Source organism: Nostoc sp. (assembly GCF_036917575.1).
Lineage (GTDB): Bacteria > Cyanobacteriota > Cyanobacteriia > Cyanobacteriales > Nostocaceae > Nostoc.
In genome coordinates, this window is the sequence record NZ_JBALDC010000050.1 from 41,348 (window position 1) to 62,254 (window position 20,907).

Here is a 20,907-nt window from a genome sequence, read left to right on the forward strand (position 1 = left end):
CTGACTTGACATTGCCCTCTCTTTTTGAGAGTATTTAAGCAGGAATTAGTTTTTCGTTGATTGATAAATATGGGCAAACGTATAGATAAATGCATCTGATTGCGATTCGTAACCTTCGCATTGATGCTGTCCAGTACCCCGATATCAAAAAGCTTTCTTGACGACTGGTACGCAACCGTCAAGAAAGTGGAATGGCAGAACTTGGAGGACGTTCGTCAGATTTATCGCGATGCTGAAGCGGTTGGAAATTTTACTATCTTTAACATCAAAGGGAATGACTATCGCCTGATTGTCGGTATTGACTACGAAAACCGAACGGTTTATTACAAATACTTTCTAACTCATGCTGAATACGACAAAGGGAAATGGAAAAATGACCCTTACTTTTGACCAAGCTATTTATAGTAGTCTGCTAGCTGAAGTTGCTCCCAAGGTGATTGAGACAGAAGAGGAATATGATCGTGCTTTAGCTATGGCAGAGCGCCTAACGTTTTACAAAAATCGGACTCCAGAACAACAAGCTTTGCATAAGCTGATAGTAACGCTGATTGAAGCGTATGAAGCACAGAACTATCCAATGGATGAATCTGCACCGCATGAAATTCTCCAACACATTATGGAAGCCAGTAACACCCGTCAAGCTGACTTAGTGGGTATCATCGGATCAAGCGGCGTGGTGTCTGAGGTTGTGAACGGTAAGCGGTCGATTAGTAAGGCACAAGCTAAAGCACTCGGAGATTACTTCAAGGTGACACCTAGTCTGTTCATCTAATTTATCCGCCCTACTGGCAATTGATAAAGGTAATTGTAAGAGCGATCGCGCTACCCCCTTTTATAATTAATCACCTGATCTAATCGTGGTAAGGCACTGACTGCTGACTCTCGTACATACGGATCGACAGATTGATCGTTAGTCAATGCCTTCAGCACTTCCACTCCCCGGATATCACCCATAGAACCGAGTGCATTGACGATCGCTACAGCCACCGCAACATTATCCGTTGTTTTGAGAGCTTCAGTTAAAATTTCAAAGGCCGGGGAACCAATCTCACCCAGAGCCATCACAGATGCAATATAAACAACACCATTTGGATCATTGAGCGCTGTTTTTAATCCCTCTAACCCCTCAGTTGGGAAGGGTACGTCTGGATGGTTGGCGGCGACTTGTGCCAGGGCTTTGGCACAACTGCCCCGAATAGTTGCATTGTCGCTGTTCACCAATGACTCCACTAGTGGCGGTACAGCATCTATACCAATAGCTCCCAGTGCCTTTACCGCAGCTCGACGGTAGGTTATATCTTCTTGATCCAAAATACTCATTAACCGAGGAATAGTATTTTCATCACGGACATCAGCCAGTTCCCACATGGCTCGTTCCCGCAGATTGGGATTGGGATGTTTCAGTTGTTCAAATAGAGAATCTATTGTCATAAGATAAAATTTTCTTGTTTAAATTTCCTGAGTTCGAGATAGAGATAATTGATAAATATTAATCACAACTGAGGGACTCCAAGTCGATTACTCAACCTAATTTAGGCAAAGCAACAGACTGAGAGTCCCTAGTTCTAGAGTATGACAATCGCTCGTCTATTCAATCCGTGTGACTATGACAGGGAGTTGATTACGTAGTCGAGGAGATTGCGGAACTCAACCAACGCTTGAGGAGACAAATCACGAGGAGCGCAAGCGCGATCGCGAGTGTAAGTCAGCGCGGTAACATAAGGAGCAGTGGGCAGATTCAAAGAGCGATACACTTCACGAGCACCTGCAATACCCCACTCATCCAAAGGCCCAGTACCACCCACAACTAAGCTATAGTTGATTAGGCGCAGGTAGTGCTTGATGTCGCGGAGGCACTTATCTTTTTTAACTTGGGTGTCGCCAGCTTCACCGTCTTGGTTCAAGAAAGGATACTTCTTGAAGGCTGCATCATAACCTTCTTTAGCGACAGCATCGATCCCAGAAGCCAGCTTTTCAGCAGCTTCTAGACGAGCGTTAGCACGTTGAATGCTACCTTGGACGGACTCTAGATCAGAGGTAGATGGGAAACGACCTGCTGCATCAGCAGATGTAATAACCGTGGTGATAACTGATTTCATTACTTTTTATACTCCAGATGGGATTTGATCGGGTTTGAATTTCAGTTCGTTTGGCTAATAGCCGTTAGCCATGAGCTATTAGCTCAGAGCAGAAATAACGCGATCGAAGTAGCTAGCAGCTTCAGCAGCTAGAGCAGAGCAGTCGCCTTGAACTACTTCTTGCTTGCGGAATCTTTTACCAGCGTTAGCTTCAGTGTTCGTGTTGGTGATGTGGGCAACGCTGATAGCCTTCAAAAGCTGTACAGCACGTACAGAAGAACCGGTGGGGACGCCCAAAGCTGTGTAGGTTTCTTTTAGCCCATTCAGAGCACGATCATCCAATACAGAAGAATCACCAGCCAATAGCGCATAGGTTACGTAACGCAGGATGATTTCGGCATCACGTAGGCAAGCAGCATGGCGACGAGTTGGGTACAAGTTACCACCAGCTTGAATTAAACCTTGGTTTTCACAGGCAATTCCAGCAATGGCATCAGAAACGGCACAGCTAGAGTTGCTAGCGATCGCGTTTACAGCATCAAGGCGCTTGTTGCCATCAGAAATGAAACTCTTGAGAGCTGCTAAATCAGCACCACCGATAGGAGCAGTTTTGGCGTCTGCTGTAATTACAGCTTTAGAAAAAGCGTCAAGAACCATGAGTTCTCCTTAATATTCACAAATGGCGGATATTATTTCTGGCGTGTTCTCGATCAGATTAACTGCGAGTAGCCAAAGAAAAACATAGGGGATCAATAGTACCCTAGTCTTTACTATGAGAGACAAAGTAATAATCTGTAATATTTCTCTTGGGTTGGGCACTGGCGGAGAGTTAGAACTTGATTCATCCACCTCAGAATCTCAAATCTCCTAATCCCTAGTCCTCATTACCCCTTATCCCCAAAAGGGCCCCCACCTTCCCCAATACCCAAAAAATTAAGACTTACACATTTGACTGTAACTCTGCCACTGCGTAAGTCTTAAGGAAAAAATATTATTTTTTACTCGATCGAGCTTATCAAGCTTGTTTTAGCAGATGTTTAACCAAATTATCTTTCACCATCATCTGCCGTAAAATTTCTAACAAAAATTCCTGAGCCTCTTCTTGGCTTAAATTTTTTACCTGGTCTTTCAAATTTTGTAAGCGAAACTGTTGTTCTAAAGTTAATTCGATTGGAAAGTCCATTATTCACTCCTCTGATTGATTGAATCGAAGGGTATTTGTTGTTGGTGGAAGACGATCGCTTTTTACCAATTTAGCACCTGAATAGCAAAATGTCTACCTTGTCAAGCGATGATAAATCAAACTCATAAAAATTTACAATTACATAACAATACATCTCTCTCCCCTTGTAGGGTATTTATTGAAGCTGACCACTAATCGCTGTAATGTTTAGAATGTTTATATACCAACTACTCTAAAAATAAAGAATAAGGTGAACATCGTCCGCAGGAGTAATAAGTAGGAGTCAGAAGATTGATAGACGCAATGGAATTTTTTCGGCTAAGTGCTGGTAAGTGGCGATCGCAACGTGCAACTCATCATCTGGCGTTTAAGCGCTCAGAAACAGGAGAATCGGATATACAGGTAGAAACTCTAGATGCCGATCATCCAGAAATCATCGAACTATGTCGATATCATGAGATTGACCCCAGCCTTTCAGTTGGTGGCTCACGTGTGCGTTGGCTTGGGACAATGGCTTGGGATCGAGAGGATGAAGAGAATCATCAGGGGAAAACCATATTTGCGATCGTGCCTGATGACGATAACCCAAGGCAAGGCAAATTACTTCGTGAAAGAGGTTACGCCGAAATAGTACCTGTAGTCGGTCTTTTTCACATGGATGATGAAGATGGACTGGTGTTGACAACCGAATATGAAACAATGAGTTCCATTGAGCGATTTTGGTTCGCCAGCCCAAATATGCGAATGCGAACCAGTACAGTCAAACGGTTTGGCGGCTTTAGCACCGCATCGTTTTGTACTGAAAGCCGTATTGAAACCTCTGTTGAGGCTTCTAGCTCAGAAGAAGTAACAGAAAAACAAGGAGCGGATGTTTTAGAAAAGAGACAGTTTTATTCAGTTCTGGGCTGGTAAATGATTCTCAAGCAGAGCGATGCTTTTACTCGTGGGCAAGATTATCTGCGTCTAGTACAGGGACTTGCCCTAGAACCGGGTATGGTGAATGTGTTTGAGAACCTGCGCGATCGCATCTCAATTTGCACTTGGATCGGCGAGAATATTAACGCCGTAAACACTCAAATCAATGCCTATCTAGAAATTTGTCATCAGTGCTTTTATCCCCAAGAGCGTCGCCACATCCAAATTTTTGCAGTTCCCATTGCTCAGTCCTTCGGCATAGATGGGCTATGCAACATTCTCACCAACCCAATCACTATTCTGGTAGATGTTGGTCGAGTTGCACCTAAAGACTGGTTTGGTATAGTCGTCCATGAATACGCCCATGCCCATCTAGGAGACTTTGGTCACAATGAGCAGTTTGCTAGCATCCTATCTCATCTTTGCTTAGGGCTAGGACTGGAACCACCCTACTGGCAGGTAGGAATGGAAGCAACTTTGCGTAGCTGGCCTTACTGTCAATCAACCATAGATCCCCTGGAATTTTGGATAGGTCGCTGAGTTGCTGAGGGAGGCAGGAGGCAGGGGGTATTGTCCAATGCCTAATCCCCCATTAATTTCTTTTACTAAATGTTAAAAATTATTACTTTGATTTAAAAAAGTGAAACTGAATCTCCTAATCTAAAATATGTGAATAAAATTCTTTAGTCATTTGCGTAGTCATTAACTTGGAAGCCTAACTCCCTATTTATTGATTATCTATGGGTTTAATCCAGCAAGCTAACCTTTTATCCTGCGAATACTTATAATTACTCTTAGTTAAGTTTCGTGAAATTTTATCAGAATCTGAAGTTTTGATACAACTACTCCCTTAATATGTGATTAAAAGTTGTTAACTTTAATTAAGAACATGGAGGCTTTAGAGTGGCAATTCCTCTGTTAGAATATGAACCTTCAAGTCAGAATCAGCGTGTAGCTTCATACGAAGTACCGGGTGATGAACAGCCAAGGATTTTTAATACTGACAATATACTGTCCCCATCAGATTTAGGTGATTTGATCGAAGCAGCATATCGTCAAATTTTCTTTTATGCTTTTACTGCTGATCGCGAAACATATTTAGAGTCTCAACTCCGTAATGGACAAATTACAGTACGGGACTTTATTCGTGGCTTGGTACTTTCCAACACCTTTAAAAAAAGCTTTTACAACCTCAACAACAATTATCGCTTTGTTGAGCAAGTAATTCAGCGAGTTCTGGGACGCGATCCATACAGCGAGCGGGAAAAAATTGCCTGGTCAATTGTAGTCGCTACCAAAGGTATTGTTGGCTTTATTGATCAAGTGCTGAATACTGAAGAGTACTTGAGCAATTTTGGATACTCCACAGTGCCTTATCAGCGCCGTCGGATACTGCCATCCCAATCTGAGGGTGAGTTGCCATTTAACATTAAATCTCCGCGATACGAAGATTATCACCGTGCCAAACTGGGTTTCCCCCAAATTATTTGGCAGGTCGAAGTACGCAGATTCCTTCCACAAGAGCAAAAGCCCAAGGCTGGCGATCCATCTCTATTCCTGAGTATGGCACAAAATATCAATGCAACTGGCAATCCTCCACAACGAGTCTCGCCATACAACATCGATATCGAAAAGTCTGTACCTTATCGGCAACTGTCAGGAATTAAATAACAACGATTTTTGGTCGGTGGCTGGCTAGTACATCCATTCGATCTCTTTATAGCGTGCATAAGTCTTGGGTTATGTAGGAGTTTTATTTAGATATAACTAAGTGAAACAGACTCTATCCCATGTCTAATGCACGCTAGTTGTTTATGGGCATTGGGGAGCCAGTGCGTTGGGCGACTTTGCGGACTTGAAGCAACTGGTGTCATTGGGCATGATTTTTTATCAATGGTCGATGTGTTTAAGGGGTGAATAAATTTATAGTGTAGTTCGTCTTTTTAGCATCTCTAAAAGTTTTTTAAAGTGGGCGGGAGGAGTAGCTGTCACCTCAATCAACTCTTCAGATAAGGGATGCTGCAATTTTAGTCGCCAAGCGTGGAGTGCTTGACCAGGCAAATTTACCCCGACGGAATGGCCAGAACTATAAACTGGGTCGCCGACAATGGGATGACCTATTTTGCTGCTATGGACACGAATTTGATGGGTGCGTCCAGTTTCTAATTGAAAGTGAATTAAGGTGAAATTACCAAGACGTTCTAATACTTTCCAGTGAGTGACGGCGACTCGTCCGCCCTGTTCAACAGGTATAACAGCCATTTTTTTGCGGTCTTGGGGATGGCGACCAATGGGGAAATCGATAGTGCCACTTTCAGTTTTTGGCGCACCGTAAACTATGCCCAAGTATTCTCGTCGTGCAGTTTTTGCTTTGAGTTGTGCTTGTAGATGATGATGGGCAATATCTGTTTTAGCGATCGCGATCGCTCCTGTTGTATCCTTATCCAATCGATGGACGATTCCCGGACGTTGGACTCCGCCAATTCCTGGTAAATTGGGACAGTGAGCCAATAGGGCATTTACCAAAGTACCATCAGGATGACCGGGCGCAGGATGAACAACTAAACCTGCGGGTTTGTTGAGAATAAGTAACTGGTCATCTTCGTAAAGGATATCTAAGGGAATGTCTTCTGCTTGTAGTTCTAAAGGTTGAACTTCTGGTATTTCGAGAGTGATGCGATCGCCTAGCTTGACATTGATCTTCTTAGATGTGCAAACTTGGTCGTTAAGTTGGACGTTACCCTGTTCGATTAACTGTTGGATGCGAGAACGGGATAAGTCTGGTAATTCTTGGGAAAGGTAACGGTCAAGGCGATCGCCTTTAGTGTTGACGCAGTGTATCGTACTCTTAAGAGGAAGCAAGCTAGGTGTAGCATCCTCAAGTGGAGTTAACAAGCGTTCGCCCTTGCCGTTGGCGTAGCCATCGCTATTTTCTTGGATTTGTAAATTAAATTCGGTCACAATTGCTCTAAATTAATTCCCGTTCTTTAAGTAAAGCGCGGAATTTCTTTATTTAGGCAGTTAAAAACTCTTGTCTACACAAGCAAAACCCACAAAGCTGAGTTTAGAGGGTATTTATATAGCCACGAACGCCCTAGCTAGCCAAAAGCTATCGCTTAAATTCTCTCTATGTCTCCTTCGTGTTTTCTGCGCCTCTGTGGTTGATTATTCTAAATTTATAACTTCTTGCGGCAAATCAAATAAACCATCTTCCCCAGCTTCAAAATCAATTACCTGATACACAGCACCAATATTTAACTCACCATAAATATGAGGAAATAATTCTCCTATTTCAGCAGGTTCATAGCGAATTTCAGCTTGGACTTTTTCAGAATCAATAAAAAGTAGTACCAATTCTTTTTGATTATCAAAAAATCTTTTTGCAACTTTGAGTATTTGCGTTGATTTTGAACAATGTATAAAACCTTCGCTGTCTAACGAATTAGCGCGATATGTACCAAGATTTTTTGCTTGTTCCCATTGTTGGCGTTTGGTAATGTGGAGAATGGTGTTCATGTTGCTTGTATCAAAACGATTTTCTCTCGATATCTTCATCTGGGTAAAATTCAAGACATACATTATTTGGCTGATGGCTATTAGGATATATAGATATCTTAATTTTTAATTTTCCTTTTTGTAAGTTTTTACCACTTTGAATAAATTGACAATCTTTTACAGTATTTAGGTAAAATTCACTGATTGTAATTAACTCATCACGAACAGATATATTGCTAAATAGATTCCCCACTGAAGCATCCAAGATTTTAGCTTTGTCATTTGGAATTTTTTGATGCCATTTGTTTACAATTTCTCGTATAACTAGCTCTCTTAATTTACTCACTTTAAAGGTATCACTTTCAAAAAAGATAACATCATCTCCACACTCTAAAGGAATAAATTTATTTTTCATATCAACACCTAAAATATCAACTTAGAGTTGGTAGTAATTACTTTTGATTTTCTATCCAATATGGATTATAATGTAATGTTTTGAATATAAATTATGTGAAAATACTGAATAAAAAGTATAACTAAATATCTCAAAAAATTATCCTTTAAAATTTATGCACAGGTGTTGAGAAAAACTCTGCATCTATGCGCCTTTTTGTGAGGTAATCATTCTATAAACTAGGCGGAATACATACATCTGGCGCACATAAGCCAGAAAACTCTAGCGTTGTCACCTTAAGAGTATTCAAATCTACGCGGCGGATAGCGTGGTTATTAGTATCAGCAATATACAAATATGAACTCAAAACACTCAATCCCGAAGGTTCAAAAAAACGAGTATTCTTACCTTGACCATCTTGTAAACCAGCAGAACCATCTCCCAAAACTGTTTGACAATTGCCACTGGGACTTACTAATTTAATTTTATGATTATAAGTATCTGCTACCCACAAAAAATTCTGAGCATATTCCACTCCTAAACAGTGTTGTAAACGGACATCTTCACCTTGTCCATCTACATCACCAAAACCAAATAAACCGCCACTACCGCAAACAGTTCTTACTTGGTACGGTTCGACAATTCCAACACTACGAATTGAACTAACTTCACTGTCAGCAATATATAATTCTTGCCCATTATTAGTAATACCACTAGGTTGAGCAAAGGCAGATTCAGTAAGCGAACCATCGATACACGCTTCTGCACCAGTACCAGCATAAGTTTTGATGATGCCAGTTTCTAAATCCATTTGCCAAATTTGATGTGGCCCAGCCATTGCAATAAATAGGGTATTTCCTACTTTCACTAAATCCCAAGGGGAATTTAGTGCGGTTTCTAAACCAGCACCGCCATGAGGATTGATATTACGGCTTTGTTCGCCAGTTCCCGCAATAGTTTCGACTATTTGGTGCTTTAAATCAACTCGCCGCAGCGCATGATTTTCTGTATCAGCAACATAAAGAATCTGATTTTCGACATCATAAGCCATTCCTTGCGGTGCAAAAAATTGTGCTTCGTTAAAAGCACCATCGGTTAAGCCAGATTTTCCAGTACCAATTAAATGTAAAATTTCTCCGTCGAAACTACTCATAACTAGGCGGTGATGTCCAGAATCAGCAATGAATAAACCCATTAGAGTAGCTAGAACTTTACCAGGAAAAGCTAAAGGTGTGATTAATGGTTGGCGCTGTTTTTCTAAAGTTAAGCTGATTTCTTGGAAATTAATTGTGCCTTTGTTTTGGTGTTGCTGAATTAACTTTTGAATCAACTCATCTAAAGTGTCACGATTTCCTTCACCAGAAATATGGGCAATCACATAACCTTCTGGATCAATAATTATTAATGTAGGCCAAGCACGCACAGTATACTCTTCCCAAATCCGAAAACCGCTATCTACTACAACAGGATGTTCAATGTCGTAGCGCAGAATAGCTTGGCGAATATTTTCTGTTTCCTTTTCGTTGTCAAATTTGGCAGAATGTACACCAATAACGGTAAGACTATCTTTATATTTTTGTTCTAAATATTTCAGGCTTGGCAGAATATGCAGACAATTAATACAGCAGTATGTCCAAAAATCCAAAATTACAACTCTACCCTTGAATTGTTTAAGAGACAATGGTTTATCGGTATTGAGCCAAGAGTAATTTTGTGGTAATTCTGGCGCTCTGACACGGGGAATCATAGAGTATACTTTGCTCCAAGAGGATGTTTATACTAATTTTTTGAAATAGGTCGATGAAAAATAATGATATATTATCGTGTATTGTTACTAAAGACTTAAACAAAATTCAATTTCGGTTTAATTCCAGGAGAATTAAATATTTAACTAGTAAATATGAAGTCACAAACAAGAAATATCTTGTTACAAGCTTACGCACAATTACAAGAAATCATTGATGTGTTGTAAGAAGCTCATGACAGAGCAATAGTAAGCAATAATTTTGATGATGCTAGCTTGCTGGCTAGTAGAGCAGATATACTTTATGAAGAAGCCGAAAATTTGGAAATTGTGATTTCAGAACAGGAGTAAAGATGAAAACAATTGAAGAATTAAAGACTCGTATTCAAGAACTCAGTAAACAAGCTGTTGAACTCAGGCAAAAAGCATCTGAAGTATATTTAACTAACCAAGAGCAAGCCAAACAGTTTAGCCAACAGGCAAGAGAAGCCAGTAAGTGCTGCTAAGTATTAACACAAGAGTTAAAATGCCAACAAGTTTAAAGCTTAAAACTGGCTAGTCTTGAGAACTGCCAGTTTCTAACTTTCAATAACTGCATAAATTAGAAATGTTTTTAACGTTGCACCCCGTTCCTTAATCTCTTAAAAACTTGGTTGCCACCGCCACCTTTGATCTGAGCTTCTACCAGAACTGCTAAATCCAGATATTTCACAATCAGAAAGTACCAATTGCGTACCATTAGCTGTGCCAGGATCTCCAGATACAGCAATGCATTTGTCGGATAATCCATTTCTAAGAAATCCTGCACCAATATATTCCCACCTCTGGTCTGTGGTTTCAAAAGAAGGGCTAAATCCAGATACTTCGCAATCAGAAAGTACTAATCGCGCACCAGTAACTGTGCCAGGCTGTCCCTCTACATCAATGCATTTGTTGGATAATTTATTTCTGATAAATCCCCCACGAATAAATTCCCATTTCTGATCTGTGATCTTACCAGAAGCGCTAAATCCAGATAGTTCGCAATTAGCAAGTATCAATTGCGTATCATTAGCGGTCCCAGGATCTCCAGATACATCAATGCACTTGTTTGATAGTTCGTTTCTTATAAACATTCCCCCTACTTGTGCAATAGCATTTTGATTTTCTAGAACGCAAGTTGTTCCCCATAACAGTGACCCGACCAAGCCAACTGCGATCGCTGTACGCTTTTTTAAATTAGGTTTCACAAGTTTTTTCTCGTTAATCTCGTGTTTCTACGGTATTACAAAGCCTTAATCAGGTTCAGAGTATACTGTTTACTTACTATCTAATAAATTAACTTTTAGAAAATTTACAATTTGAAAGTATTTGATAAACTAACTATTACGAAGTTATCAGCCTGGGTGCAATTAGTCAAAACCCAAGCTAAACGAGGACAAGTTATCGATCGCATTCCTCAACTAGCTTTAGCCGATCCAGGTTGGTTTGCAGTTCACATCTGCTGTAAATCAAGGAAAAATATCAGCTTTGGGGATACAGCTTGTATTTTCCCGCTAATGAGCGTTATTAAGACATTCTCTCTACTTTATCTGCTAGAACATCTAGGAGCAGAAACGGTTTTCGGCTGGGTTGGTGTTGCACCATCAGATGCACCCTTCAATTCTTTAGAACAATTAATTAGCGATCGCGGACACCCCCGCAATCCGATGATTAATAGTGGGGCAATTACCCTGTCTGATAAGTTACCAGGAAAAGACGCTAATCAACGCACTGTTTTATTTTGTCAATGGCTCAACCAATTAGCAGGTTGTCAACTAATCTTAGATGAGGTGATGCTGGCTTCGGTGCGATTAACCCGTTCAAAAGTCAATGAAGCGATCGCTAATTATCTCGCCGAAACTGGTCATCTAGAAAATATTGATACAGCACTTGACACTTATGAGCAAATATGCTGTATTTCTGGAAGAGTTGAAGATTTAGCTCTGTTAGGAAAACTGCTAGCTTGTGAAAATAGTTATTTATCCTCACAAAACCGTCGGATTGTCAATGCTGTAATGTCAACTTGTGGACTATACGAAGTTTCTGCCGAGTTTGCAGTCAGAATTGGTTTACCAATGAAATCAGGGATTGGTGGTGGGCTTGTAGCAATAGTACCAGGTGAGGGAGCGATCGCTTGTTATAGTCCCGCTTTGGATGAGGTAGGAAATCCGGTAGCAGGGCTTGTCTTTGTTGAGGCTTTAGCACAAGAGTTGCAGTTGAGTATTTTTGGCTAAATCCTGCTTTTGATGGGGAGAGAAATAGTAAATTCCGTACCACCACCCACCTCAGATTTACAAATTAGTTGTCCTCCATGTTTTTCGACAACAATCTGATAACTAATCGAAAGTCCCATCCCAGTGCCAACGCCTGTTGGTTTGGTGGTAAAGAACATCTCAAAAATTTTCTCTTGAGTATCAGGGGCAATACCAGAACCGTTATCAGCAATACGGACAATTACCCAGTTTTTGTCTTGAAGTTCGGTAGCGATCGTAATTCGTGGTTTGTCTTGAGTATTGTGCTGTTCTTCCAAAGCATCAAGCGCATTGTTGATAATATTCATGAACACTTGGTAAAGCGAGCTAGAAAAACCTTCAATGTTGGGAATATCACCGTAGCAGCGCTCAATCGTGATACCTTTTTTGATCCGGTTATTGAGGATGAGTAGCGTACTCTCAATACATTCATGCAAATTGACTGCATGAGCTTCTGCTTCATCTAAACGAGAGAAGTTTTTCAAACTCAAGACAATTTGTCGGACGCGATCGGCGCCGAACCTCATTGACTGCAAAACTTTAGGTAAATCTTCTTCCACAAATTCTGCATCAATTTCGGTGGCGTGGTTTTGTACCGCTAGAGGTGGATTAAGTATTTCTTGGCGATAGGTTTGTAATAATGCTAATAAATCGTCTACATACTGAATAGCAGGATCTAAATTGCCGTAGATAAAATTTACCGGATTATTAATTTCGTGGGCAATGCCAGCTACCATTCGTCCTAAACTAGACATTTTCTCACTTTGAAGCAATTGCGCTTCTTGCATTTGTTGCTGACGAAAGGCAGCTAGTTGCTGTTCTTCTAGTAAGCATTTAACCCTATGCAAAACTTGGTTAAATGCAGTAGCAAGTATGCCAATTTCATCTGTAGTTATGACAGGTGCTTGCAGATCAAAGTTAGATTCTTTGGTGACTCGCTGCGCTACATTCGTCAGCACTTCGACGGGATGGGTAATGGTTCGACTCGTCAAAAAAGCTAAAAAAGTGGCAATTATTGCTGACAACAGAATGCTAGCAACAATAATTTGAATGCGTATTTGTGCTACTGTCTTGAACGTCGTCGTTGCTGCTTGTAATTCCTCATAAGAGTTATTGATCACAGTAACCAGTTCATCAGAGATAGCGTCAAACTTAAGTGCTAACTCACTATTGGTAAACTTCAACAGCCGTCGTTGAGCGATCGCAATTTTATTCTCAGTTTGAGGAGATAAATCAAGTTGCTGAAATAGTTCTTCAAGTTGCTGGATATAAGTTTCTGATACACCTTCATAAGTTTTTAACATCCGGGGAATATTCTCAGTGTTCTTTTGGTTGGTATAATCTACAGTTTTTATATACGTTTCGAGTTCCAACCAAACCTGCTTCATTTCAGGTACATGTGTATTAGTAATGTGGGTATATTCCTCTGTGTACAGCTTTAGATTTCCCACTAAGGGAATAAGTTGCTGCTGGTGTGTCCGGGTTTGCAGGATACTTGTCTGGAGGCGATAGAGTAAATTGAGTTCCTTAAAGGCATTTTGCTGTTGCTGCAACGCCTGTTGCTGATAGCGATCTCCTAAAACTAACCCAATTGTGGTTCCGACAATTCCTACACCAAGGGCAAGACTGTAACCAAATTTAATTTTGTTACCAATATTCAGGCCGTTGGTAATTTTTGAGAACCACCCTTTTCGGCCCAATTGGACAGCGGCCATATCACCGGAAACTGATGGAAAATCTGAATCTGGAGTCTGGAAAGCCATATTAATCCTAAGTAAGCAATAAGAGTCAATGTCTACTTAGAATTCCCCAGTTATTCAGTAAAAGCAAAAATTTTGAAATTTTCTAACGCATATTGCTGAGTCCAATGAGGCAGAAGAAAAATGATTTATTTCACTTCTTTGCTGCCTCTACCAGCCTTTTAGGTATAAAACTAAATCCTATTTTTTATGGCTGTTGCACTTGTTTTTCGGGTAATTCAGCAGATGGAGGAGTTGGCGTTACCTCTAGCTGTGGTTCTAGTGTTGGCGTAATTATTTTTGGTGTAGGAGACTCAATAATCTCTGGTAACGTGGGTGGCAAACTAGGAGATGGAGCAATTGTTACTTGGGGAGTAGGTGTTTTACCTGTTAGACGGTTAAAAAATCCGCCAAATCTAGATTTTGTTGGCTGAGACGTAACTTTTTTGGGTAATGGTGTAGATCCAGGAGTTGGCGTTACCTCTGGCTGTGGTTCTGGTGTTGGTGTAATTATTTCTGGTGTAGGAGACTCAATAATCTCTGGTAGCGTGGGTGGCAAACTAGGAGATGGTGCAACTGGTGCTTCTGGGGTGGGAACTTTACCAGCCCTACGGTTAAAAAATCCGCCAAATCTAGGTTTTGTTGGCTGAGGCGTTACTTTTTCGGGTAAAAGCGTTGATTCAGGAGTTGGTGTTACCTCTGGCTGTGGTTCTGGTGCTGGAGACTCAATAATTTTTGGTGGCGTTGGCGACAAGCTAGGAGATGGTGCAGCCGTTGGAACTTCTAATTTTGGTTTTTCCGGCTGTGTTTTAGATTGTTCTGGAATTTCAGTTTCAGGAATCAGCTCTTTTTCTACCTTGGGTTGTGTTGGGGGTGTTTTTTCAATAGAAGGTGTGGGTATAGGTTTCGGTGCAAGTTTATAATTCTGGTCTACAATAGGGCGCACCTCATCTGCTGTGAGTTCTCCTCTGACAATTCTTGATAAAGTGTCTTTACCCTTTGGCTGGTAGTCAATTAATCTAACTGTAGTATTAAAAGCATTTTTGACAGGATTTCCCTGATTATCGAGAAATTCTAGCTTTACCCAGTTTTTCCCTGGACGGAAGCCCTTAAGATAAACTGCTTGCCAGCGATCAAAAATAAAGCTTTCACCATTAATAGTGGAGCGAATGCGCCAATCACTGAACTCGTCGTTGGGGTTTTCCTTACCAACGAGGTGCAGAGGAGCATTAGTTAGGTAAAAGTCTAATAAGATTGGTTCTGCCCCGTAGCTACTTTGAGGACGACTGTAAGTTAGCAGGGGTAATTTAGGATCTGGGGTGTTGTCGTCAGTTTTGGTGAAGATGTGAAATGTTGTTTGGGCATAAGCGCCTTCATTTTTAAAGCTTTCATGCCAAGGACGAGAGGCAAAGACACGCAGGGTATGACTACCTGGAGATAAGTCTGGCAATACCAAGGGCTGATTTAGGTCGTAAACAGGTATATAAGGTTGATTATCCAGAATTACGTGTAGATGTGGCCCAAGTTGTAATTGTGGGTCTTTAAATATTGGTAGATCCTTAACCTGAAAACTAACTGTAATTTTGTTATCTTGAACAACTTCATCAATTTTGGGAGTAACAATTGTCACTTGTGGCTGATAAACTTCCAAAATTGGACGCAGTTCTTGAATAACAGATGGAGGGGAAACTTCCGAAAATTGCTTTGAAATCTGAGAAATCTGTGGAGAATTTTCTTTATAGCCAGTAGATACTTCCTGACTGTCGGCTTTTTCGCCACAACTGGTCAAGCTTAATACCAGCACCAATGTTATTACCCACCTAAGAATTGGGAACCTTTGAGGGAAGAATTTCTTTAACACCCTTTTCTGCCACAAGTTCATGCGTTGCACCAGTGATAGTCTTCGACAATTGACAGATTATTTTGGCTCAAACTGTCCATCTGGAACTATAGCCCAAAGGGTGAAATCTGCCTCACATCCCATCAGTTTTCCTTTGTATTTCAGAAAATTTTAAAATTAAGTCATATTTCATACAGCCTTTTACTTGCAAAAATTGAAATATGATACAAATGTTCATAAGTAATAGCGGTAAAAACTGGGACATTAACTGCATACAGCTAACCCATAAATTTTAAGAATTGTTATTGTTTGTAAATTAAATAGAGAAACTATTGACTTTTGGACAAAAAGTTTGAAATTAAAAGCCAGTTAAGGCATGAATTTCAGCAATATTTGATCAAGTTTGAATTATTGTTAAAATATCTCTAACAATGTACAAGTGAAGACTTTATAATTCAACGAGAAACAACTCTCCACATCGGGTCTTGATCGCGGCTTCAGTAAAATTCTGGAGTTATGTCGGTAATGGTTCATTTTGTGGTACACATGATTCCTCATTCCTTATCAAGAGAGGAGGTCGAATGACAATAAGTCCTCCGGAGCGAGAGGAGAAAAAGGCAAGAGTAATCGTCGATAACGACCCAGTTCCAACGTCTTTCGAGAGATGGTCGCAACCTGGGCACTTTGACAAATCCTTAGCCAGAGGTCCCAAAACCACCACATGGATTTGGAACCTGCACGCACTCGCCCATGATTTTGATACACATACAAGCGATTTAGAAGACATATCCCGGAAGATATTCTCAGCCCACTTTGGCCACTTAGCCGTAGTGACGATTTGGTTGAGCGGGATGATTTTTCACGGCGCGAAGTTTTCTAACTACGAAGCTTGGCTAACCGACCCGTTAAACGTTAAGCCTAGTGCCCAGGTCGTTTGGCCCATTGTGGGACAAGACATTTTAAACGGTGATGTAGGCGGTGGTTTCCACGGTATTCAAATCACCTCAGGTTTGTTCCAAGTATGGCGTGGCTGGGGTATTACAAACTCCTTCCAGCTTTATGTAACTGCGATCGGTGGCTTGGTATTAGCAGGCTTGTTCCTATTTGCCGGCTGGTTCCACTACCACAAACGCGCTCCCAAACTGGAATGGTTCCAGAATGTGGAGTCGATGTTGAATCACCACTTGCAAGTATTGCTAGGTTGTGGTTCCTTGGGATGGGCAGGTCACTTAATCCACGTGTCCGCACCGACCAACAAGCTTTTGGATGCAGGCGTTGCTCTCAAAGATATACCCTTGCCCCACGAGTTCATCTTGAACAAAGACTTGTTGACCGAGTTGTATCCCGGTTTTGCTGCTGGTTTAGCACCTTTCTTCACCTTGAATTGGGGTCAGTATGCTGACTTCCTGACCTTCAAGGGCGGTCTGAACCCAGTAACAGGGGGCTTGTGGTTGACTGATATTTCTCATCACCATTTGGCGATCGCAGTTCTCTTTATCGTTGCTGGTCATCAATACCGTACCAACTGGGGTATTGGTCACAGTATTAAAGAGATTCTGGAAAACCATAAAGGTCCTTTCACAGGTGAAGGTCACAAAGGTCTCTACGAAAACCTGACCACATCTTGGCACGCTCAGTTGGCTACTAACCTAGCCTTCTTGGGTTCGCTGACCATTATCATCGCGCATCACATGTACGCGATGCCCCCCTATCCATATTTGGCAACTGACTACGCGACGCAGTTGTGTATATTCACTCACCATATTTGGATCGGTGGTTTCTTGATTGTTGGTGGAGCGGCTCACGCTGCGATCTTCATGGTGCGGGATTACGATCCAGTTGTGAATCAAAACAACTTGCTGGATCGGGTGATTCGTCACCGTGACGCGATTATTTCTCACCTGAACTGGGTATGTATTTTCCTCGGCTTCCATAGCTTTGGACTTTACATCCACAACGACACAATGCGTGCATTGGGTCGTCCTCAAGACTTGTTCTCTGATACAGGGATTCAATTGCAGCCAGTATTTGCCCAGTGGATACAAAATATCCATGCCTTGGCTCCTGGTACAACTGCACCCAATGCTCTAGAACCAGTTAGCTATGTCTTTGGCGGCGGTGTCTTGGCTGTTGGCGGAAAAGTGGCAGCTGCACCCATTGTTTTGGGAACAGCGGACTTCCTAATTCACCACATTCATGCTTTCACCATTCACGTCACAGTCCTAATTCTGCTTAAAGGTGTGCTGTACGCCCGTAGCTCTCGTCTGATTCCAGACAAAGCAAACTTGGGCTTCCGCTTCCCTTGCGACGGCCCCGGTCGTGGTGGTACCTGTCAAGTCTCTGGTTGGGATCACGTATTCCTCGGACTCTTCTGGATGTACAACTCCTTGTCTATTGTAATTTTCCACTTCAGTTGGAAGATGCAATCAGATGTCTGGGGAACCGTAGATGCAGATGGTGTAGTGACTCACATCACTGGTGATAACTTTGCCCAAAGTGCACTTACCATCAACGGTTGGTTGCGAGACTTCTTGTGGGCACAAGCTACACAAGTCATCAATTCCTACGGCAGTGCACTATCTGCCTATGGACTCATGTTCTTAGGCGCTCACTTTGTTTGGGCATTCAGCTTGATGTTCCTGTTCAGTGGTCGCGGCTACTGGCAAGAACTAATTGAGTCCATTGTTTGGGCGCATAATAAACTGAAGGTAGCTCCAGCAATTCAGCCTCGCGCTCTGAGCATTATTCAGGGTCGGGCTGTAGGGGTAGCTCACTACCTCTTAGGAGGAATTGCCACAACTTGGGCATTCTTCCATGCACACATCCTTTCGGTAGGGTAGCAATCAGTTGTGGAGTGCTGAGTGCTGAGTGCTGAGATAAATACTCAAAACTTGGTATTCAGGACTCTAGACGCTGATACTTGATGGCTAAAGGTCAGAGGATTTATTAAACCTATGGCGACAAAATTTCCCAAATTTAGCCAGGATCTCGCACAGGACCCGACGACTCGTCGGATATGGTATGCGATCGCTACAGGCAACGATTTTGAAACCCATGATGGCATGACGGAAGAAAATCTTTACCAAAAGATTTTCGCAACTCACTTCGGTCACTTGGCAATCATCTTCCTGTGGGCATCCAGCCTCCTGTTCCACGTAGCCTGGCAAGGTAACTTTGAACAGTGGATTAAAGATCCCCTTCACATCCGTCCCATTGCCCATGCGATTTGGGACCCCCACTTCGGTAAACCAGCGATCGAAGCTTTTACCCAAGCGGGCGCTAGCAATCCGGTAAACATTACCTACTCTGGTCTCTACCATTGGTGGTATACCATCGGAATGCGGACGAACGGCGAACTGTACAACGGTTCAGTGTTCTTGCTGTTATTCGCAGCTGTATTCTTGTTCGCTGGTTGGCTACACTTGCAACCCAAGTTCCGTCCTAGCTTGGCATGGTTTAAGAGCGCTGAACATCGCCTAAACCACCACTTAGCAGGTTTGTTTGGTGTTAGTTCTTTGGCTTGGGCTGGTCACTTAATTCACGTTGCTATTCCCGAAGCTCGCGGTCAGCACGTAGGTTGGGATAACTTTTTGAGTACCCCACCCCACCCAGCAGGTTTGACACCATTCTTTACGGGTAACTGGGGTGTTTACTCTCAAAACCCTGACACACCAGGACATATCTTTGGGACATCGCAAGGTGCAGGAACTGCAATTCTGAGTTTCTTGGGTGGTTTCCATCCCCAGACAGAAGCTTTGTGGTTGACTGACATAGCTCATCACCACCTAGCGATCGCAGTTATCTTCATCGTTGCCGGCCACCAGTACCGGACTAACTTCGGGATTGGTCACAGCATCAAAGAAATGCTGAACTCCAAAGCTGGTTTAGTACCTGGTACTAGCAGTGAAGGTCAGTTCAACCTTCCTCACCAAGGGTTGTACGACACCTATAACAATTCGTTGCACTTCCAGTTAGGTATTCACCTAGCTGCTCTGGGAACCGTCACCTCTCTGGTAGCGCAGCACATGTACGCCATGCCTTCCTACGCATTTATTGCGAAGGACTACACGACTCAGGCAGCGCTGTACACGCACCATCAATACATTGCTGGTTTCCTGATACTTGGTGCTTTTGCTCACGGAGCAATATTCTGGGTACGTGATTACGACCCAGAGCAAAATAAAGGTAACGTCCTTGACCGTGTATTGAAGCACAAAGAAGCGATTATTTCCCACCTTAGCTGGGTATCCCTTTTCTTGGGCTTCCACACCCTTGGTCTGTACGTACACAACGACGTAGTAGTTGCTTTTGGAACTCCTGAAAAGCAAATCTTGATTGAGCCAGTGTTTGCTCAATTTGTCCAAGCTGCTAACGGTAAAGTACTGTACGGTCTAGATGCTTTGTTATCTAACCCAGATAGTATTGCTTACACAGCATGGCCCAACTACGCTAACGTTTGGTTGCCAGGCTGGTTAGATGCCATCAATGCTGGTACTAACTCCCTGTTCTTAACAATTGGCCCTGGCGACTTCTTGGTACACCATGCGATCGCTTTAGGTCTGCACACCACCACCTTGATCTTGGTCAAAGGTGCTTTGGATGCCCGTGGTTCTAAGCTGATGCCCGATAAAAAGGACTTCGGCTATGCCTTCCCTTGCGACGGACCCGGTCGTGGCGGTACTTGCGACATCTCAGCATGGGATTCCTTCTACCTCGCTACATTCTGGATGCTCAACACCATTGGTTGGTTGACATTCTACTGGCATTGGAAGCATCTAGGTATTTGGCAAGGCAACGTAGCTCAGTTCAATGAGAACTCTACATACCTCATGGGCTGGTTCCGCGATTACCTCTGGGCTAACTCTGCTCAGTTGATTAACGGTTACAACCCCTACGGCGTGAATAACCTGTCTGTTTGGGCTTGGATGTTCTTATTTGGACACCTAGTTTGGGCTACTGGCTTCATGTTCTTAATCTCCTGGAGAGGTTACTGGCAAGAGTTGATTGAAACCCTTGTTTGGGCACACGAACGCACTCCTTTGGCTAACCTAGTTCGCTGGAAGGACAAGCCCGTGGCTCTGTCAATTGTTCAAGCTCGTGTAGTTGGTCTAGCTCACTTCACTGTTGGCTACATCGTAACTTACGCAGCATTCTTGATTGCTTCTACTGCTGGTAAGTTCGGTTAATTCAACTGCTAGTTTTGTAGGTAAGTAATAAAAATCCCCTGCCGCAAGGTGGGGGATTTT

Annotated in this window: 19 protein-coding genes and 1 pseudogene; 9 read left to right on the plus strand and 11 right to left on the minus strand. The window is 42.3% G+C overall.

Annotated elements, in window-relative coordinates; genetic code table 11:
- The first annotated feature begins 89 nt into the window (after positions 1-89).
- A pseudogene (locus V7K79_RS13525) lies at positions 90-390 on the plus strand (type II toxin-antitoxin system HigB family toxin).
- Entirely contained in the window at positions 374-772 is a 399-nt protein-coding gene (locus V7K79_RS13530; protein WP_335048368.1) for a helix-turn-helix domain-containing protein, read from the plus strand. Before V7K79_RS13525 ends, V7K79_RS13530 begins: the two are co-directional and overlap by 17 nt.
- A 50-nt stretch (positions 773-822) precedes the next feature.
- Here V7K79_RS13530 and V7K79_RS13535 read toward each other — a convergent pair whose 3' ends face one another.
- From V7K79_RS13535 to V7K79_RS13550, 4 genes are all read right to left on the minus strand, one after another.
- Positions 823-1,431 (minus strand): HEAT repeat domain-containing protein, encoded by a 609-nt coding sequence (locus tag V7K79_RS13535; protein ID WP_335048370.1) that lies wholly within the window; start codon positions 1,429-1,431, stop codon positions 823-825.
- Positions 1,432-1,604: 173 nt separating this feature from the next.
- The gene (locus tag V7K79_RS13540; protein WP_335048372.1) at positions 1,605-2,099 is read right to left on the minus strand and encodes a bleomycin hydrolase; all 495 of its coding nucleotides are present in this window, start codon (positions 2,097-2,099) and stop codon (positions 1,605-1,607) included.
- 78 nt (positions 2,100-2,177) lie between these two features.
- A complete protein-coding gene (locus V7K79_RS13545; protein ID WP_335048374.1) occupies positions 2,178-2,735 on the minus strand; it encodes a bleomycin hydrolase in 558 nt (185 codons plus the stop codon).
- Positions 2,736-3,093: 358 nt separating this feature from the next.
- Positions 3,094-3,261 (minus strand): NblA/ycf18 family protein, encoded by a 168-nt coding sequence (locus V7K79_RS13550; protein ID WP_335048376.1) that lies wholly within the window; start codon positions 3,259-3,261, stop codon positions 3,094-3,096.
- A 294-nt stretch (positions 3,262-3,555) separates the two neighbouring features.
- Between V7K79_RS13550 and V7K79_RS13555 the strand changes: the two genes are divergently transcribed.
- The 3 genes from V7K79_RS13555 (at position 3,556) to V7K79_RS13565 (ending at position 5,847) form a co-directional block, all read left to right on the plus strand.
- Positions 3,556-4,173, plus strand: coding sequence for a phycobiliprotein lyase (locus V7K79_RS13555; protein ID WP_335048890.1), 618 nt, complete (start codon positions 3,556-3,558; stop codon positions 4,171-4,173).
- Complete coding sequence (locus V7K79_RS13560; RefSeq protein WP_335048378.1) at positions 4,174-4,716, plus strand: hypothetical protein; 543 nt, start codon at positions 4,174-4,176, stop codon at positions 4,714-4,716. It begins immediately after the preceding gene.
- A gap of 363 nt (positions 4,717-5,079) precedes the next feature.
- Complete coding sequence (locus V7K79_RS13565) at positions 5,080-5,847, plus strand: phycobilisome rod-core linker polypeptide (RefSeq protein ID WP_335048379.1); 768 nt, start codon at positions 5,080-5,082, stop codon at positions 5,845-5,847.
- Between the two features lie 252 nt (positions 5,848-6,099).
- Here the strand turns inward: V7K79_RS13565 and V7K79_RS13570 are convergent, their stop codons facing one another.
- The 4 genes from V7K79_RS13570 to V7K79_RS13585 form a co-directional block, all read right to left on the minus strand.
- Positions 6,100-7,017: an RluA family pseudouridine synthase gene (locus tag V7K79_RS13570; RefSeq protein WP_335048891.1), complete on the minus strand. Its 918-nt coding sequence runs from the start codon at positions 7,015-7,017 to the stop codon at positions 6,100-6,102.
- 324 nt (positions 7,018-7,341) lie between these two features.
- Positions 7,342-7,692, minus strand: a complete 351-nt coding sequence (locus V7K79_RS13575) for a DUF952 domain-containing protein (protein WP_335048892.1) — start codon at positions 7,690-7,692, stop codon at positions 7,342-7,344.
- A gap of 10 nt (positions 7,693-7,702) precedes the next feature.
- Positions 7,703-8,086 carry a KGK domain-containing protein gene (locus V7K79_RS13580; RefSeq protein WP_335048381.1) on the minus strand — a complete coding sequence of 128 codons (384 nt, stop codon included), beginning with the start codon at positions 8,084-8,086 and terminating at the stop codon, positions 7,703-7,705.
- 211 nt (positions 8,087-8,297) lie between these two features.
- On the minus strand, positions 8,298-9,812 hold the full coding sequence (locus tag V7K79_RS13585; RefSeq protein ID WP_335048382.1) for a thioredoxin-like domain-containing protein: 1,515 nt from the start codon (positions 9,810-9,812) through the stop codon (positions 8,298-8,300).
- Positions 9,813-10,162: 350 nt separating this feature from the next.
- Between V7K79_RS13585 and V7K79_RS13590 the strand changes: the two genes are divergently transcribed.
- Complete coding sequence (locus V7K79_RS13590) at positions 10,163-10,315, plus strand: hypothetical protein (protein ID WP_335048383.1); 153 nt, start codon at positions 10,163-10,165, stop codon at positions 10,313-10,315.
- 135 nt (positions 10,316-10,450) lie between these two features.
- On the opposite strand, the gene V7K79_RS13595 is transcribed toward V7K79_RS13590, so the two are convergent.
- Entirely contained in the window at positions 10,451-11,038 is a 588-nt protein-coding gene (locus tag V7K79_RS13595) for an RICIN domain-containing protein (protein WP_335048384.1), read from the minus strand.
- A 111-nt stretch (positions 11,039-11,149) separates the two neighbouring features.
- On the opposite strand from V7K79_RS13595, the gene glsA reads away from it, so the two are divergent.
- The gene (gene glsA / locus V7K79_RS13600) at positions 11,150-12,064 is read left to right on the plus strand and encodes a glutaminase A (protein WP_335048386.1); all 915 of its coding nucleotides are present in this window, start codon (positions 11,150-11,152) and stop codon (positions 12,062-12,064) included.
- Here the strand turns inward: glsA and V7K79_RS13605 are convergent.
- Positions 12,061-13,845, minus strand: a complete 1,785-nt coding sequence (locus V7K79_RS13605) for a sensor histidine kinase (protein ID WP_335048387.1) — start codon at positions 13,843-13,845, stop codon at positions 12,061-12,063. The two genes, glsA and V7K79_RS13605, sit on opposite strands and share 4 nt — an antisense overlap.
- 184 nt (positions 13,846-14,029) lie before the next feature.
- Positions 14,030-15,703 carry a hypothetical protein gene (locus tag V7K79_RS13610; RefSeq protein ID WP_335048389.1) on the minus strand — a complete coding sequence of 558 codons (1,674 nt, stop codon included), beginning with the start codon at positions 15,701-15,703 and terminating at the stop codon, positions 14,030-14,032.
- A 539-nt stretch (positions 15,704-16,242) separates the two neighbouring features.
- On the opposite strand from V7K79_RS13610, the gene psaA reads away from it, so the two are divergent.
- Complete coding sequence (gene psaA, locus V7K79_RS13615; RefSeq protein ID WP_335048391.1) at positions 16,243-18,501, plus strand: photosystem I core protein PsaA; 2,259 nt, start codon at positions 16,243-16,245, stop codon at positions 18,499-18,501.
- Between the two features lie 114 nt (positions 18,502-18,615).
- On the plus strand, positions 18,616-20,847 hold the full coding sequence (psaB, locus tag V7K79_RS13620; RefSeq protein ID WP_335048392.1) for a photosystem I core protein PsaB: 2,232 nt from the start codon (positions 18,616-18,618) through the stop codon (positions 20,845-20,847).
- The last annotated feature ends 60 nt before the right edge of the window (positions 20,848-20,907 follow it).

Coding starts and splice junctions, on each gene's coding strand:
- V7K79_RS13590 (WP_335048383.1), top strand. CDS start 10,163: ATGAAAACAATTGAAGAATTAAAGACTCGTATTCAAGAACTCAGTAAA.
- V7K79_RS13605 (WP_335048387.1), bottom strand. CDS start 13,845: ATGGCTTTCCAGACTCCAGATTCAGATTTTCCATCAGTTTCCGGTGAT.
- V7K79_RS13545 (WP_335048374.1), bottom strand. CDS start 2,735: ATGGTTCTTGACGCTTTTTCTAAAGCTGTAATTACAGCAGACGCCAAA.
- V7K79_RS13540 (WP_335048372.1), bottom strand. CDS start 2,099: ATGAAATCAGTTATCACCACGGTTATTACATCTGCTGATGCAGCAGGT.
- V7K79_RS13560 (WP_335048378.1), top strand. CDS start 4,174: ATGATTCTCAAGCAGAGCGATGCTTTTACTCGTGGGCAAGATTATCTG.
- V7K79_RS13610 (WP_335048389.1), bottom strand. CDS start 15,703: ATGAACTTGTGGCAGAAAAGGGTGTTAAAGAAATTCTTCCCTCAAAGG.
- V7K79_RS13530 (WP_335048368.1), top strand. CDS start 374: ATGACCCTTACTTTTGACCAAGCTATTTATAGTAGTCTGCTAGCTGAA.
- psaB (WP_335048392.1), top strand. CDS start 18,616: ATGGCGACAAAATTTCCCAAATTTAGCCAGGATCTCGCACAGGACCCG.
- V7K79_RS13585 (WP_335048382.1), bottom strand. CDS start 9,812: ATGATTCCCCGTGTCAGAGCGCCAGAATTACCACAAAATTACTCTTGG.
- V7K79_RS13550 (WP_335048376.1), bottom strand. CDS start 3,261: ATGGACTTTCCAATCGAATTAACTTTAGAACAACAGTTTCGCTTACAA.
- V7K79_RS13535 (WP_335048370.1), bottom strand. CDS start 1,431: ATGACAATAGATTCTCTATTTGAACAACTGAAACATCCCAATCCCAAT.
- V7K79_RS13575 (WP_335048892.1), bottom strand. CDS start 7,692: ATGAACACCATTCTCCACATTACCAAACGCCAACAATGGGAACAAGCA.
- psaA (WP_335048391.1), top strand. CDS start 16,243: ATGACAATAAGTCCTCCGGAGCGAGAGGAGAAAAAGGCAAGAGTAATC.
- V7K79_RS13580 (WP_335048381.1), bottom strand. CDS start 8,086: ATGAAAAATAAATTTATTCCTTTAGAGTGTGGAGATGATGTTATCTTT.